The sequence below is a fragment of the Litorivivens lipolytica genome (genome assembly GCF_014191715.1).
GTDB lineage: Bacteria > Pseudomonadota > Gammaproteobacteria > Pseudomonadales > Spongiibacteraceae > Litorivivens > Litorivivens lipolytica.
On record NZ_JACHWY010000001.1, the window covers coordinates 1,181,182 to 1,195,460 of the forward strand.

The 14,279-nt window shown below is 54.0% G+C and carries 11 protein-coding genes and 1 other RNA gene; 4 read left to right on the forward strand and 8 right to left on the reverse strand.

The annotated features are described in order from the left end of the window. Nucleotides 1-129 precede the first annotated feature (129 nt). Nucleotides 130-1,626 carry a Ppx/GppA phosphatase family protein gene (locus FHR99_RS05430; RefSeq protein WP_183409503.1) on the forward strand — a complete coding sequence of 499 codons (1,497 nt, stop codon included), beginning with the start codon at nucleotides 130-132 and terminating at the stop codon, nucleotides 1,624-1,626. 47 nt (nucleotides 1,627-1,673) lie between these two features. Continuing rightward, nucleotides 1,674-2,030: a transfer-messenger RNA gene (gene ssrA / locus FHR99_RS05435) on the forward strand. A gap of 183 nt (nucleotides 2,031-2,213) precedes the next feature. On the opposite strand, the gene FHR99_RS05440 is transcribed toward ssrA, so the two are convergent. Next, nucleotides 2,214-3,146 (reverse strand): hypothetical protein, encoded by a 933-nt coding sequence (locus FHR99_RS05440; RefSeq protein ID WP_183409504.1) that lies wholly within the window; start codon nucleotides 3,144-3,146, stop codon nucleotides 2,214-2,216. Then, the gene (locus FHR99_RS05445; RefSeq protein ID WP_246386461.1) at nucleotides 3,143-4,516 is read right to left on the reverse strand and encodes a glycosyltransferase family 2 protein; all 1,374 of its coding nucleotides are present in this window, start codon (nucleotides 4,514-4,516) and stop codon (nucleotides 3,143-3,145) included. The genes FHR99_RS05440 and FHR99_RS05445 overlap by 4 nt, the downstream gene beginning before the upstream one ends. 303 nt (nucleotides 4,517-4,819) lie before the next feature. On the opposite strand from FHR99_RS05445, the gene FHR99_RS05450 reads away from it, so the two are divergent. Then, nucleotides 4,820-6,496 carry a BamA/TamA family outer membrane protein gene (locus FHR99_RS05450; protein WP_183409505.1) on the forward strand — a complete coding sequence of 559 codons (1,677 nt, stop codon included), beginning with the start codon at nucleotides 4,820-4,822 and terminating at the stop codon, nucleotides 6,494-6,496. Here FHR99_RS05450 and FHR99_RS05455 read toward each other — a convergent pair. The 6 genes from FHR99_RS05455 to FHR99_RS05480 form a co-directional block, all read right to left on the reverse strand. Further along, the gene (locus FHR99_RS05455; RefSeq protein WP_183409506.1) at nucleotides 6,493-7,605 is read right to left on the reverse strand and encodes a PQQ-dependent sugar dehydrogenase; all 1,113 of its coding nucleotides are present in this window, start codon (nucleotides 7,603-7,605) and stop codon (nucleotides 6,493-6,495) included. The genes FHR99_RS05450 and FHR99_RS05455 overlap by 4 nt on opposite strands. Before the next feature lie 143 nt (nucleotides 7,606-7,748). Beyond that, nucleotides 7,749-8,573 carry a 23S rRNA (adenine(2030)-N(6))-methyltransferase RlmJ gene (locus tag FHR99_RS05460; RefSeq protein WP_183409507.1) on the reverse strand — a complete coding sequence of 275 codons (825 nt, stop codon included), beginning with the start codon at nucleotides 8,571-8,573 and terminating at the stop codon, nucleotides 7,749-7,751. A gap of 51 nt (nucleotides 8,574-8,624) precedes the next feature. Next, nucleotides 8,625-10,745 carry an oxidoreductase gene (locus FHR99_RS05465; RefSeq protein ID WP_183409508.1) on the reverse strand — a complete coding sequence of 707 codons (2,121 nt, stop codon included), beginning with the start codon at nucleotides 10,743-10,745 and terminating at the stop codon, nucleotides 8,625-8,627. A 16-nt stretch (nucleotides 10,746-10,761) separates the two neighbouring features. Beyond that, nucleotides 10,762-11,766 carry an aromatic ring-hydroxylating dioxygenase subunit alpha gene (locus FHR99_RS05470; protein ID WP_183409509.1) on the reverse strand — a complete coding sequence of 335 codons (1,005 nt, stop codon included), beginning with the start codon at nucleotides 11,764-11,766 and terminating at the stop codon, nucleotides 10,762-10,764. Between the two features lie 3 nt (nucleotides 11,767-11,769). After that, entirely contained in the window at nucleotides 11,770-12,534 is a 765-nt protein-coding gene (locus tag FHR99_RS05475; protein ID WP_183409510.1) for an SDR family NAD(P)-dependent oxidoreductase, read from the reverse strand. Nucleotides 12,535-12,537: 3 nt separating this feature from the next. Then, the gene (locus FHR99_RS05480) at nucleotides 12,538-13,056 is read right to left on the reverse strand and encodes a hypothetical protein (RefSeq protein WP_183409511.1); all 519 of its coding nucleotides are present in this window, start codon (nucleotides 13,054-13,056) and stop codon (nucleotides 12,538-12,540) included. 143 nt (nucleotides 13,057-13,199) lie between these two features. Here FHR99_RS05480 and FHR99_RS05485 point away from each other — a divergent pair, with 143 nt between their 5' ends. After that, the gene (locus tag FHR99_RS05485; protein ID WP_183409512.1) at nucleotides 13,200-14,279 is read left to right on the forward strand and encodes an AraC family transcriptional regulator; all 1,080 of its coding nucleotides are present in this window, start codon (nucleotides 13,200-13,202) and stop codon (nucleotides 14,277-14,279) included.

The following is a 14,279-nucleotide window of genomic DNA, read 5'->3' on the forward strand; positions in this document are numbered from 1 at the left end:
ATTGCCGAAAAGAGGTCTTGCGACATATTTCCTGCGATAGCTTCCAAGGGCGGTCGCAATCCCTAAAGGCTGCCGCTACACTGCAGAAAAGCCTTTGCCCTGCCGCTTAACCGGAGTTTGCGGAACCCCATGCCATCTGACGACAAGCCGGAAGTCTATGCCGCCCTGGATCTGGGCTCCAACAGCTTTCACCTGCTGATTGCTCGCTTCGACCAAAGCAAACTGATCATTATTGACACTCACAAAGACATGGTTCGCTTTGCGGCCGGCTTGGATAAACACAATACCTTGTCGGACGAGGCCATTGAACGCGCCCTCGCCAGCCTGAAAAAAATGGCCGAGCGCCTGTGCGGAGTGCCTGCAGACCACATCCGTATTGTAGGCACCAACACGCTGCGCAGTGCCATCAATGCAGAGAGCTTCATTTCACAGGCAGAGAACATTCTGCCCTCCCCGATCAATATTATCTCGGGTACGGAAGAGGCCCGTCTGATTTACCTGGGAGTGGCGAATGATTTTTCACCCGGCGATTCGCGGAGACTGGTAGTCGATATCGGCGGCGGCTCCACCGAGCTCGTGGTTGGGGCACAGAAACCGCAACTGATGGAAAGTCTGGATATGGGCTGCGTCAGCTTCAGCCGCCGCTACTTTCCGGACGGCAAGCTCAGTGAGTCCGCCTTCAAAAAAGCCCACAACGCAGCAGCCCGCGAACTCGCCCCATACATAGAAGCCTTTCGCGGCACCTGGGACGAAGCGGTTGGTGCCTCCGGCACCATTCGCACCATTGGCCGCATTGTGCGAGATAATGCCCTCGGCGACAGCAGCGTTATCACCCGCAAAAGCCTTACCGCCCTTCGCGATACCCTGCTCGAGTTTAAATCCTGCGAAGACGTCGACCTCAAAGGCCTTAGCAACGAACGCCAGAGCGTGCTACCTGGAGGGCTATCGATTCTGCTTGCCCTGTTTGAGGAACTCGACATCAACCAGATGCAGACCTCCGATTACGCCATTCGCGAAGGCATTATTCACGACCTCGCCGGCCGCCTGCACCACCACGACACCCGCGAAAGCACCATCAACCACTTGGTCGGGCAATATCATGTAGACACCTCGCAGGCCCAGCGCATTTGCAAGCTAGCACTTCGCTGGTTGCCGGGTGTAAAAAAAGAGCTCAAAACCGAACCGACTGAGGCAGAGCTTCAGCTGCGCTGGGCGTCTGCCCTCCATGAGATTGGCCTCGCCATTGCCCACGGCGGCTACCACAAGCACGGCGCCTATATTTTAAACAACGCCGACATGCCCGGCTTCTCCCGACAGGAGCAGGCGCGGCTGGCCTTTCTTGTACTCAATCACCGCCGTAAACCGAAAATCAGCGACGCCCCCTCCAGCCTGAAACCCGACTGGCTGCTGGTCGCCCTGTTTCGTCTCGCCTGCATCCTTCACCGTCGCCGCCAGAGCCGCAGCATCCCGAAAGAAGTGACGCTAAACGCCACCGGCAAGAAAGCTCTGACCCTCACTGCCCCGGAAAGCTGGCTGAATCAAAACCCCCTAACTCGCGCCGATTTGGACGACGAACAGGAACTCATCGCCCTCGCAGGCGTCCAACTCAACATAGAAGCCGTATAAACCATGACGCCACAGCAACAGTCAGTTACAATACGGGTTCAGGTTTTGGGGCCGATTTGGATTCGACGCCGGTAACAAAACCGTGAGTGCATGCCGTGATGACAGCGAATCACGTTAATCCAAAGCTGTTATCTTATAGTTGCCAACGACGACAACTACGCTCTAGCGGCCTAAACCCCGCTAGCGGTCGATAGCAAGGTGCCCATACCGCGTTATTGACTGTCATATAGAATGGGATCGCAGCAAAGTGTGCCTGTCACGGAGCTGTTAAACTTTAAGCAGGCTCGCCGACCACGTCCTGACCGTTGGGCTGTGTGAGGCTAAATCAATAAACGGAAACTAAGCATGTAGAGCTCTCGGCAGAGTGCTGACGGACGGGGGTTCAAATCCCCCCGGCTCCACCAATTACCCTTCCAGGACATTCCGAAGAAGACCGAAACCCCCGCCAAATGCGGGGTTTTTGCTTTAATAAGCCCCCATATTCCGAGGGAATTCGGTACACCTGGGGGCATATTTGGGGCATCTGGCGGATTTCCTAGAAAGGCACACACCGTAATGACGCAATGCCCAGAGCTTTTAAACAAAAGCTACCATACTTTGTGCAGTTGCAGTCTGGAGTAGCAATATCGGTAGTCACTGGCTTGAGCGGCAAAGCTGACATCGCCGGTGTTTTTACAGCCCAGCGTCAATTCGTGTCCGACGCTGTCGGTAAACCAACCACGCGCCTTAAATTCAGCCAAATACAGGTCCTGAGAAAATTCTCGGTTTACCTCCTGCTTCCCTGCCCCTAGCTGCAAACTCAGCGCATGACTTTCCTCGAAAATAGTACCTCGAAAAGTCACCAATGCAAGTGACTCTGTGAGCCTATCCGGACTGAAATAACCATCACCATTAAATTCAGCCGTTAGAACCTTGTAGCGTAATTCCGCCATAAACCAAGGTACGGAAGTAACCTCCCAAAGCATGCGTGCTACTTTGCCTGTTCGCGAGTTATGGTCACTGAATCGCTGACCGAAGAATGCGCCTACCAATGTCAGCTCGGGATGCAATTTATAGTCAGACGATATACCGAAAGTTTTAACCCAAAGATTTTGCTCAATTGCTCGCGTGGTATCGACGATATCTCGCTCAGCAAACACTTCCGCGTAAAGCCTGGGGTTGGGTGTAATAACTAAAGCAGTGCTTCCGGTCCACGGCGACCAATCGGTGTCTAACAGCTTGGCAGCCTGTGCACGCAAGACGACTGCCTGATTGAGTGGCTGCTGCATCTCTACAGCCACGCCACTGTAAGTAGATTCACCCTGACGATCCCGTATCTGGCGGCTCCCAACACCGAAACCCCAATAGCTCGGGCTTTCTCGCGTCCCCCTGTCATAACGATACTTCAAGTAGTAGCTATCATGTTTTGCACGATCTGAATCGCGAGCAATATTTGTATCTATAGTCAGGCGCTCACGAGCAACAGAAAAATTCGGCACGACCAACACAGCACCGAGAAAGACGGCGATGCAAAACCTCACCAACTTTTCCTCAGGTTAAACATTTCAGATGCATAACCAACGATGCAAGCGGGAGCTAGGATTGCCTGATACCCAAGCATGAAAACTAACGCTCCCAGTATATTTCGACGCACTTTGAGTCCATATTGGTTAAATACTGACACTTGTTTCACGTACATCAGCAAATTCAGGATAAGTATCAATGGCAGTAAGAGCAATGTCACGATACTAGCCACGGCGTAGTATTTAAAGAAAATCGCGCCCAGAACACCGGGCAGGAAAATAAAAAGATAAATACAATCCAGATAGGGGAAAAGAACATTAAGCCAAACAAACGGCGTATTCAAACGCAGCTGAATCAGTACACGAGGAGAGCGTTTAAAAGCCTCAATCAAGCCGCGCGACCAACGCTTTCTCTGATTGTAGAATGTCCTGTAATCTTCGGGCACATTAGTAAACGCAAAAGCATTTTCGGCGAACCCGACCCTATATCCTTTTTCGATAATCTTCCATGTAAGGACAATATCTTCCCCAACCGTATCCCGCCAACCATCAATTTCTTCGAGCGCAGATTTGTTGTAAACCGAAAATGCGCCTTGCGCGACTAACGTCCCCTGCAATAGTGACTGAATGCGTTTGACGACGGAAATGCCCAGAAAATAGTCCCACTCCTGCAACTTTGCGAGCATATTCTTTCGAGAGTTACGGACAAGAACACACCCTGCGGTAGAAGCCGTCCGACTTGGGCTACGAACATGATTGGTTACGATATTCAGAAGTGCTTCACCAAAAAGCATGGAATCCGCATCAACTGTAGCAACGAGATCGTATTTTGCTTGCATTAAGCCTTGATTCAAGGCCGCCGCTTTACCCGCATTCTTTGGACAATCGATTAGCTCAAGCGTGTAATGCACCTGCAAGCGCTCAACCAAGACCTGAAACTCCCTGACGATCTCAGCTGTGCGATCCTGTGAGCCATCGTTGATAACAACAATCTGGAGAGGACCGGGGTAATTCTGACTATAAATTGACCCAAGTGTGCCATAGATAGAATCTTCTTCATTATAGGCAGCAATCAGGATACTTAAACCCGGCGCTTGTTCTAACGGTTTGAACTTGGGACGCCAGTCGAAAAGCAAACCAGCGATGAGAAAAGCGTTGATATAACCGGGAATCAGCGCGATACCGGCGACAACCAGCCACGCTGCCACGAGCCCGATATCGTTGGCGAGTGCGTTAATCCATGGAATAGCAAGATATAGACTTCCACCCATCCACAGCGCCGCAAATACAAGCATAAACGCGAGTCGAGTCGCGACTGTGAGATAGCGCTTGCGACCACTTTGAGACTCCGCGGCCAACTCGCTGTCTAGTGCAGTAACAACGGTCATAACCACTCCGCGGACAGGTTAGCGCTAACTATTGCTCATTATGCAAAGCAAGAGCTATTGTGGTTTTTACTTATACTGACTGCTGTACTATGCCGTGGACTTAAGTGACGGAGACTAGATTACGAAGGCTCGTCGCCCTGTGCTTATCATACGTCGCATGAAGACAAGGCATCTCTTGAGCCTCAAAGGAAGCTCTCTCTTCTAGGTGAAACCTTACCCAAATATTCCCTTTTCCATTGCCCGCCTTTTTTACACTCCGTACCCTTAACCTGATCGGAGGAACAACGGGGATACAATCAGTGTATGAGGACCCAGTGGGCAACCTCTTTTCTGCTGCTGACTCTGTCTGGATTAGCGGCAGCAGAAGCAGACTCAGGGTGTCAGGCCTTCTACACCCGCAATGATCCGCGCTTATTCGATTTTGTGGATACTCGCAAATCGATTGATTACTCCGCCTTTGATGGTATGACTATCGGTGAGATCGAGCCGGTCGTGCTACCTATTTTCAATGAGAACGATCCGGACGAATCTAACCGGCTTTACCGACTGATCAATACCCTTCACATCGATACTCGCCCGTTTACAATCTCGCGCCAGCTTACTCTTGAAAGTGGCAAACCTCTTAAGGCAAAGCTGGTAGCCGAGAACGAACGCCTGCTACGGGAGAATGATTACCTGGCTGATGCCATGCTGGTACCTCGCCGGGCTTGCGGCGATGAAGTCGATCTGTTGGCGGTGGTGCGAGATATCTGGACGCTGACGCCATCGACGTCGTTTTCCCGCACCGGTGGCGAGAACAAAAGCAGCGTCGGTATCAGCGAATCTAACCTGCTGGGTACCGGGCAGTCGCTGGCGCTAGGTTATTTCCGCAATGATGACCGCAGTGGCTACAGTGTCAGCTACGGACACGACCAATTGTTTAGCAACCATACCGAACTCGATCTGACCTACTCCGAAACGTCTGATGGCTCGGTTAAAGAGGCCGGCATTGCCCGCCCCTTCTACTCTCTCAATACGCCCTGGTCCTACGGTGTGTATGCACTGCAGGAAGATCGCATCGACGATATTGATACGGCTCAGGAACGGCTAAATACCTTCAAAACTGAGATTGAGCTCTATGAGGTCTACGGCGGCTGGTCACGTGGATTGATCGACAATGTGAGCCAGCGCTGGACGGTCGGCATTACCGAATCCTCTACCGTGTACACAGATCTCCCGGACAGCGCTATTGACCCGCCCGAAGATAGGCAATTGCGCTACCCGTGGATGGGTTGGGAATACATTGAAGACCGTTTCTGGACGACGACCAATATCAATCAGATTGGCCGGCAGGAGGACATTCGTCTGGGCGCTTACTGGTCTACTCGCATGGGCTACGCCAGTGAAAATTGGGGGAGCAGCGAAGATGCGGTGTTATACAGCCTTCAACACCAATACACACTCAGTGTGGGCAGGCATCACATCATGCAGTTTTATGCGGGCATTGATGGTCGCTACAACACCAATACGGATAAGGCCAAAAGCACCTTTGCAAACTTTGAAACCCGATATTTTCATTTTATTGATCAGAAAAACCGCTGGTACGCGCGCCTGCGATTGGATGCGGGCCGCAATATTGAGCAAAACGAACAACTGACCAGTGGCGGCAACGACAACCTGAGGGGCTACCCCAATGATACCCAGCGCGGGAACCAGCGCTGGCTGCTCACGGTGGAGCGGCGCCATTTTACCGACTGGCATATCTTTAATCTGTTCAGGGTCGGCGCAGTCGCCTATATCGATGTGGGCCGCACGCGGGACACGGAAACGCCCCAGATAAACAATACCACCAACCTCGCGAACGTAGGCTTTGGTCTTCGCTTCAGTTCAAGCAAGGCCGGCAAGGACAAAGTAGTGCACCTCGATATTGCCGTGCCCTTGCGTGAACGCTACAACATCGACAGCTATCAGATACTGGCAACCGGCAAAAGCGCCTTCTAGCCCTTGCGGGAAGGAATCCTGAAGATGCCATTATTCTCAGTCACTACGTAAATCAAGCCGGTCGGCCCCTGCTTGATATCGCGAACGCGACCAATACCTTCCAGCACCTGCTCGGTGCGGACCACCCGATCACCGTCTAGGCGACAGAGCACCACATAGCCAAATTTCAATGAGCCCACCAGCAAATGCCCCTGCCACTCGGGGTAATGCTCGCTGGTGACAAAGGTCATACCAGAGGGGGCAATCGATGGCACCCAATAGTGGATGGGCGATTCGTAACCCTCTCGGGTCTGGCCTTCGGCAAACCGGGTGCCACTGTAATTGACACCATAGCTCAGAATCGGCCAGCCATAGTTGGCACCAGCTTTGACGATATTGATTTCATCGCCGCCACGCGGGCCGTGTTCGTGCAACCATAGCTCACCCGTTTTCGGATTCAACGCCATACCTTGAGGGTTGCGGTGGCCCAGTGAATATATCGCTGGGAGCGCATTCTTCTGCACCACAAAAGGATTGTCATCAGGTACCTGACCGTCGTCCGTAAGCCGGTAAATCTTGCCGCCATCTTTGGAAAGATCCTGGGGGTTTTCATCCCGCGCGCCGCGATCACCAATGGAAAAATACAGGTGACCCTTGCCGTCCAGAACGATACGACTGCCGTAGTGTTGGCCCCGCCCGGAGTTCGGCTCGCCCTTGTACAACACCTTGCTGTCGACCAGAGTTTTATCCTGTAAGCGGCCCCGAAGTACGGCTGTATTGCTGCCCCGCCCTTCGCCGGCTGGACTGGAGTAGGAGAGGTAAATCCAGCCGTTGTCGGCATAGTCCGGATGCACCGCCACATCCAATAAGCCGCCTTGTCCATTCACATCTACCTCTGGCAAACCGGCGATTGCCTGAAGTTTTCCATGGGCGGTCAAGCGATAGAATTCGCCCCGACGACTGGTGATCAGCATGTCACCGGAGGGCAACCAGGCCACACCCCAGGGCGAGCGAACGCCATCCGTTACCAACTCGGCGCGAAAATCTGCCGTTGCGTTGTTGCAGGCACTCAGCAGGCCAACTAGTAGCGTGGATAACAAGAGCCGCATTAGAGCCGTAGTCGATTTCATCGTCACCTATCCTGACCAAGCGATTTAACGAAGTTCTAACACAGCCTATCTGTCAGTGAACAGTGATGCCGAAGGCTTGGCGCAAAAATACCGGTTTACGTCGTTAGATCCCAAGCGACATCATCTGAACTACGATCCTCTGCTTATTCTGGCACCAGCACCTGATAGCGCCAGCGGGCTTTGCCATCTTCGGTAAGAGTAGAGGAGAGTTTTGGCGCAAGCGTTTTGAAACGCTCCGGCGCCGTCCACGATGGGTTGACGGCAATTAAGCCCGATGACGTCATTCCCGGCTTATCATCGTCGGCAACGCCTATTTCAAAGAGATGACTATTGCGCAGTCCGGCGCGTTTTACGTCCTTTTCCAGTTGATTTATGCGCTCGCGATCCACCACCGGATACCAGATCAGCACCTGGGTCTGGGCCATTTTATGCAGCGCACTAGTGGCGACTTTGACCACCGTCTGGTAATCGCTTTTGACTTCGTAGGAGGGATCAATCAAGACCAGAGCCCGGCGGCTAGCTGTAGGCAAGAGCCCCGGCAGCGCTTTAAAGCCATCCTCTTTACGCACGTAGTTACCCTTGCGCTGGCCGCAGTGCTGCTCGAGTTCGCGCAGCGTTGAGGGGTGGAGGTCGCACAACCAGGCTTTATCGCCCGGTCGCAACAAACGGGAAACCAGTAAGGGGGAGCCGGGATAGCGCTGGTTTTTTAAATCATCCCGTAGATTATCCTGCAGAAGCGAAAGCTCCGGCATGGCATCCCAATCGAGTTTTAACACACCCTTTACCGCTTCACCGGTCTTGCGCGCCGCATCGGAATCCAGCCGGTACAAACCCGCCCCGGCATGGGTATCGATATAGTCGAAGGGTTTATCTTTCTTCTGCAGGTGGGCAACGCACTCCAATAGCAACCAGTGCTTGAGCACATCGGCGTAATTTCCGGCATGGTAGTGATGTTGGTAGCTGAGCACAGTAATGCCCCCTAGGTTCGAGGCGCGCTAAATTACCACAGCCGGGCGGCGCTAAATAGTCGCCGCCACCCTTGCGGCGTCGTGCATGGCGCCTTCAATGTAGGTCACACCACTGCAGTCCCCTACAGTATGCACGGAAAAGCCCTGATGGCTCAGCTTGTCAGCCAAACTCAGGTTGCCTTCGGCGCCTTTTGCGACCACAACATGGTCAGCGCCAAGATGACGAATCTGACCGCGGTAGTTGCGATAAGCCACCTGTTGATCGCCGATGGCAATTTCACTGGCCTTGCTGATTAGCGTTACACCTTCTTCGCGCAGTTCGTCCAGCAGGCGCAGACGACGCACCAGATACAAGCCAGCGCCGGGACGTGAACTTTCCTCCAGTACGGTAACCTGCTTGCCGCGATGGGCGAGGTATTCTGCCAGCTCCAGGCCGACCAGTTCACCACCAATAATGACCACCTTATCGCCCAGCGGCATCCAGTGACGGGTTGCGAGATTCACCAGAGAACGACGCTGGCTGGCGCCGGTCAGTGAACCGGCTGACAGCATAAAGCGGGAAAAGCCGTCGAGTTTGTCGCGCAGGGAGCCCAGTTTTTCACCGAGCACCATCGCTCGCATTTCATCGCCGCTGAACACAAAGTCTTTATCGGCTCCGGGTATGGCCGGCATGGAGCGCGTAGCGCCGGTTGCGACCACAACCTCCTCGATACCAAGGCGCTTGAGTAACTCTGGCGTCGCTTCGGTGTTCAAATGAACATTTATCGGCAGCTGCCGAATCTGCCCTTTCAGCCAGTCGAGTAATTTGCCATTGGGCTCATAGGCAATTGCAGCGAATTGCAGAGTACCGCCCAGCACGTGGCTTTTTTCAAGCAGAACCACATCGTGCCCGCGCAGCGTCAACCTGCGCGCAGCTTCCATTCCGCCGGGGCCGCCACCAATCACCGCAATACGACGGGGCTTGTCCGCTGGCGCAAGCAGGTTATCGGTTTCAAACGCCGTATCCGGATTGACCGCACATTTCACCGGCGACTCCAGATAAATCTGACTCACGCAGCAATAGCAGTAAACACAGGGTCGAATATCCTTGGCGCGGTTCTCTGCGAGCTTGCGCGGCAGATGGGGATCGGCCAGCAATTTGCGGCCCATACCGAAGAAATCGAAGTGACCTTCACCAATATGTTTACTGGCGTGTTCCGGTTCAATACGACCGGAAGTAATAACCGGGATATCCAATACCTGTTTAATCGCCGTGGCGTTGGCAACCAAACGCTCCGGCGTATGGGGAATATTGGATTCCGAGTGCAGAGCGCCGCGCGAGGTGTCGTGATAGGCGCTCACGGTAATCGCGTCCATGCCGGCATCTTGCGCCATGCGCGCTACGATTTTGGCATCTTCCAGTGAGATGCCATCGGCCTGCCCGAACTCTTCAGAATCCAGCTTGCACCAGATCGGAAAGTCGCGACCGACTTCTTTGCGCACCGCCGCAATAATGTCCATCAACAGGCGCGCACGGTTTTCAACCGAGCCACCGTATTCATCATCACGCTGATTGGTCAGCGGCGACAGAAATTCAGAGATCAGGTAACCGTGGCCTCCGTGGATTTCCAAGCCATCCATGCCCGCTTCACGCACACGGCGTGCGCCATCGGCAAACTTCTGCACCAGTACCTCGATGTCCTCTTTCGTCATCGGGTGCAGTTTCACGTCGAGTTTTTGTGAGGTTGCCGAGCGGGCGATTTCGTCCTTGAGCATGCCCGCTTCGAGGTCACTCTGCTTGAAGACTGGCATCGACGGAATCCACACCGGCCGGCCATGCTTCATATCTTCAACGCCGACCAAACCACCAAAGTGGAGCTGGGAAATGATTTTGGCATCGTGACGATGTACCGCATCGGCAAGGTCACGCAAACCCGGAATAAATTTATCGTCAGAGATCGCGACCTGACGTGGCATATTGCCGCCGTGAGGCCAGGCCACACCGGCCACGCCCAGAGTCACCAGCGCCGCACCGCCCTTGGCCTGCTCTTCGTGAAAGGCGCGAATACGTTCGCCGCAATGCCCATCAGCTTCCGCAAGGTTCACCCCCATCGCCGTGACGAACATACGGTTTTTCAGGTTCAATGAACCAATGCGGCCGGGCTGCAGCAGGTAGTTGTAGTTTTTGAACATCGTGACGACTACCCCCTCACCCCTGCCCTCTCCCAGAGGGAGAGGCTGTTAAAAACTGGCCATACCACTTACGAAAGCGGTTAAAGGGGCCATCGCCATCACACAGCATGGGCTTTTCCAGATAGCGTTTGTGAGCCCAGATAATCCGGTCTTCATCCATCTGCTTGCGAATATCATCGATGATTGCCTGCCCTACCCGACTGGCGGTTTTTCCCGCATCAGCGCGTTGAATAAAGGCATATTTTGCGACCGACTTTTCCGGGCCGATGGGCGAGATATTGGCCATCAGAACCGTGTCGCAGATACCGCTGAACTTCACCAGAGCGATGCCCGGGCCAATGCTGCTGTTTTCAATACTGCCGTGCACGGTGCCCTTGGGCGTATGCATTTCCGTTTTCAGAAAGCCATAACGCTTGTGCTCGTCAAACGACATCTCCGTCGGTGTAGGAACATCAGCAGTGCCATGCACAAAGAAAAAGTGGGCGGGATCGACGGCGTTTTCGCCAATCTCCTGCATGTGGGTATTGATCTCCCACTGGTAGGTTTTCATTTCGCCCCAGTCGGCGTTATCGGCGGCGGCTTCGGGAATAGGCTCCGGTTCAAAGGTCGGCGCAATATCCTCGGGGTGATACCACACGTAGATGCACTGGTTCAGTTCGCGCACCTGCCAGTTTTTAATCACCTTCTCGCAGCGCGCGACTTTGGGGGGCAGGTTTTTTGCGTAAGGTACCTTGGTGCACTCGCCATCGCCATTGTATTCCCAGCCGTGAAAGGGGCAGACAATACTCTCGCCATTCACTTGCGAACCGCCGCCCGCCTGATCGCGAATGCCATAACCCAGATGCGCTCCCATATGTGGGCAATAGGCATCTAGTACTTTGGCCTCACCGGATTCCGTTCGGAAGATCACCAATTCGGTATCAAAGTATTCCAAAGGCTTGGATTCACCGACAGCCAACTCATGGGAATAAAGCACTTGAAACCAGCCATAAGGCATGGGCAGGGGAACACGTGTTGTCATGGTTTAACCTCGTACCGCACCACCACCGTCTACCGACAGCAGTTGGCCTGTGATAAATGACGCTCGATCCGATGCCAGAAAGGCGACGGCTTCCGCGATTTCTTCCGGCTCACCCAGTCGATTCATCACCGCAACTTTTTTCAAGCCTTCGGCCATTTTTGGCTGTTCTTCAAAATACTTTTCCAAACCCGGGGTGCGAATCACACCGGGCGATATGGCATTAATACGAATGCCCTGACTGCCGTACTCAGCGGCAGAACTCTTGGTCAGAATATTCACGCCACCCTTGGCACTAGCATAGGCCGTGTTATAGGCCTGGCCGCGCAGCGAGGCGTTGGAGGAGATATTCACGATCGCGCCACCACCTTGCGCCAGCATGGCTTCGATCTCGTGTTTCATACAAAGCCAGGTATTGGTCAGGCACATTTCCAGTGTCTGATCAAAAACGTCTTTGGTGAACTGATGGATCGGGCCACTGCCACGACTGACCGCGGCGTTGTTGCAAGCGACATCGAGTTTGCCAAACGCACTGACGGTACCTTCTACCATCTGTTTGACCTGATCTTCCTGGGTCACATCCACCTTCAGAAAGACGGCTTCGCCACCACTGGCCTTAATCAGTTCAACACATTCCTGACCGAAGGCTTCATTAAAATCAGCAACGGCAACTTTGGCGCCTTCACGGGCCAGCGTTTGACTGATGGCGCGGCCAATCCCCGAACCGCCGCCCGTCACCAAGGCCACTTTGTTCTCCAGTAATCCGGACATGCTTTAACTCTCTTGTACTTGATAGTCGTTCACATCAACACACACGGCCATATGCACCATAGGCGGCACCATGCAGCCGGCAACGAGTCCCGCCCAAACCCCTTTGGTAAGCGCAAACTGCAGAGGAGACAGGTTCTCTATGTGCATGAGCGCAAAGACAGCAGCTGTGGGGGGAACAAACAGAGCCGCGCCCAACAAGCCCAGCAGCAAGGCACTCAAGGCCAGATGACGGCGGGCAAGAAACCGGATCAGCTGGCCATAACTGTTGTCAGACAGCGCTACCGGCTCCAGCTTGCCCTGTCGCACCTTGCGGCGGGACAGCGGCACAACAATCAGGGTCACGATGAACAGCAGAATCAGGCCGGTGGCAAAAAAATCCACCAATAGACCGTGGCCACCCCAGACCGGAATTGCCTCCTTCGCACGGACGAGCAACCAGGCAATCACGCCATTAAAAAAGCAATTGGTGATACCATTAGTCACGGCCTCGTGGCGCACCTGCGCAGCAAACTGTGTGCTCATTGTGTCAGCCCCTTTCGGCAAGTTATTGTCATAGCACACAGTGTAGTAGAGGCACATTTACCCAATAGCACAAATTGGCGCATTTTCACCGGCATTTAAGTTCGCTGCGGCAAGTCATTCATAACACTGGAAAAAAGGCTGGCATGAGCAACGGCAAGGAACATGTAACACCGGCAGGCAAATTTCAGCGCCTGCTCGATTATCTGGAAAAGATTGGCCTGAATGCGGAGGCGCTGGCCCAGTCCGCCGGCCTCAACCGGGCAGAAGTCGACGCCCTCGACAAGCATGCCGAGCTATCCAGCTACCGCTACTCCCGTTTGTATGAGAGCGCTGCCCAAGACATGCAGCGCATGGATATGTCACTGCCCTGGGGCGCCGGTATCGGCACCGATGTTTTCCGCTTTATGTGCTACAGCGTGATTACCTGCCACACCCTGCGCGAAGCCCTGCACCGGGCGGCCCGCTTTGAGCGCATGATGCAGCCCCAAACTGGGCACCAGGTGGAACTGATTGAAGAAGGGGACATGGCCGCCCTCCACTACCTTATCAACAGTGACGCGGCCAACCGCACCTACGCCCCGGAAGAATGGGACCGCACGGCCTACATTGATACCGTCGCCAAGGCCTCCGGTCTGCGAATCTGGTACGTGTTTATGGGTTGGCTGATTGGCCGCAATATCGATCTGGACCGAGCCACCATCTCCGCACCCAATATTTCCGAGCCCTATGCCGACAGCTTGCGCAATGTATTCCAGGTCAATGTGGATTTCGACGCAGAACTTACCGCGCTGTATTTCTCCGCCGAGCAACTGGACAACCACATGGTGCATACCCCGGAGTCGCTGGATGAATTCCTCGACAATGCGGTGTATACCCTGATTGTGCAGGACAGTCGACCGGCCAGCACCGGTGCGGCGATCAAATCGTTGCTGGCCAAATCGCCAACTGGCGCGCCACCCACCTTTGAGGCGATGGCCGATTACCTGCACCTCTCGCCCTCGAGCCTGCGTCGTCGCCTACAAAAAGAGGGAACCAGCTATCAGGAGCTGAAAGATCGCTACCGCCGCGATCTGGCGATTCGCTACCTGCGCGATGAAAAACTGAAGATTCACGAGATCGGGGAAATGTTGGGCTTTTTGGAGCCCAGCTCATTTATTCGCTCGTTCAAAGGCTGGACCGGAATGACGCCGAAACAGTTTCGAAGTCACGGGGATGCCGAATAA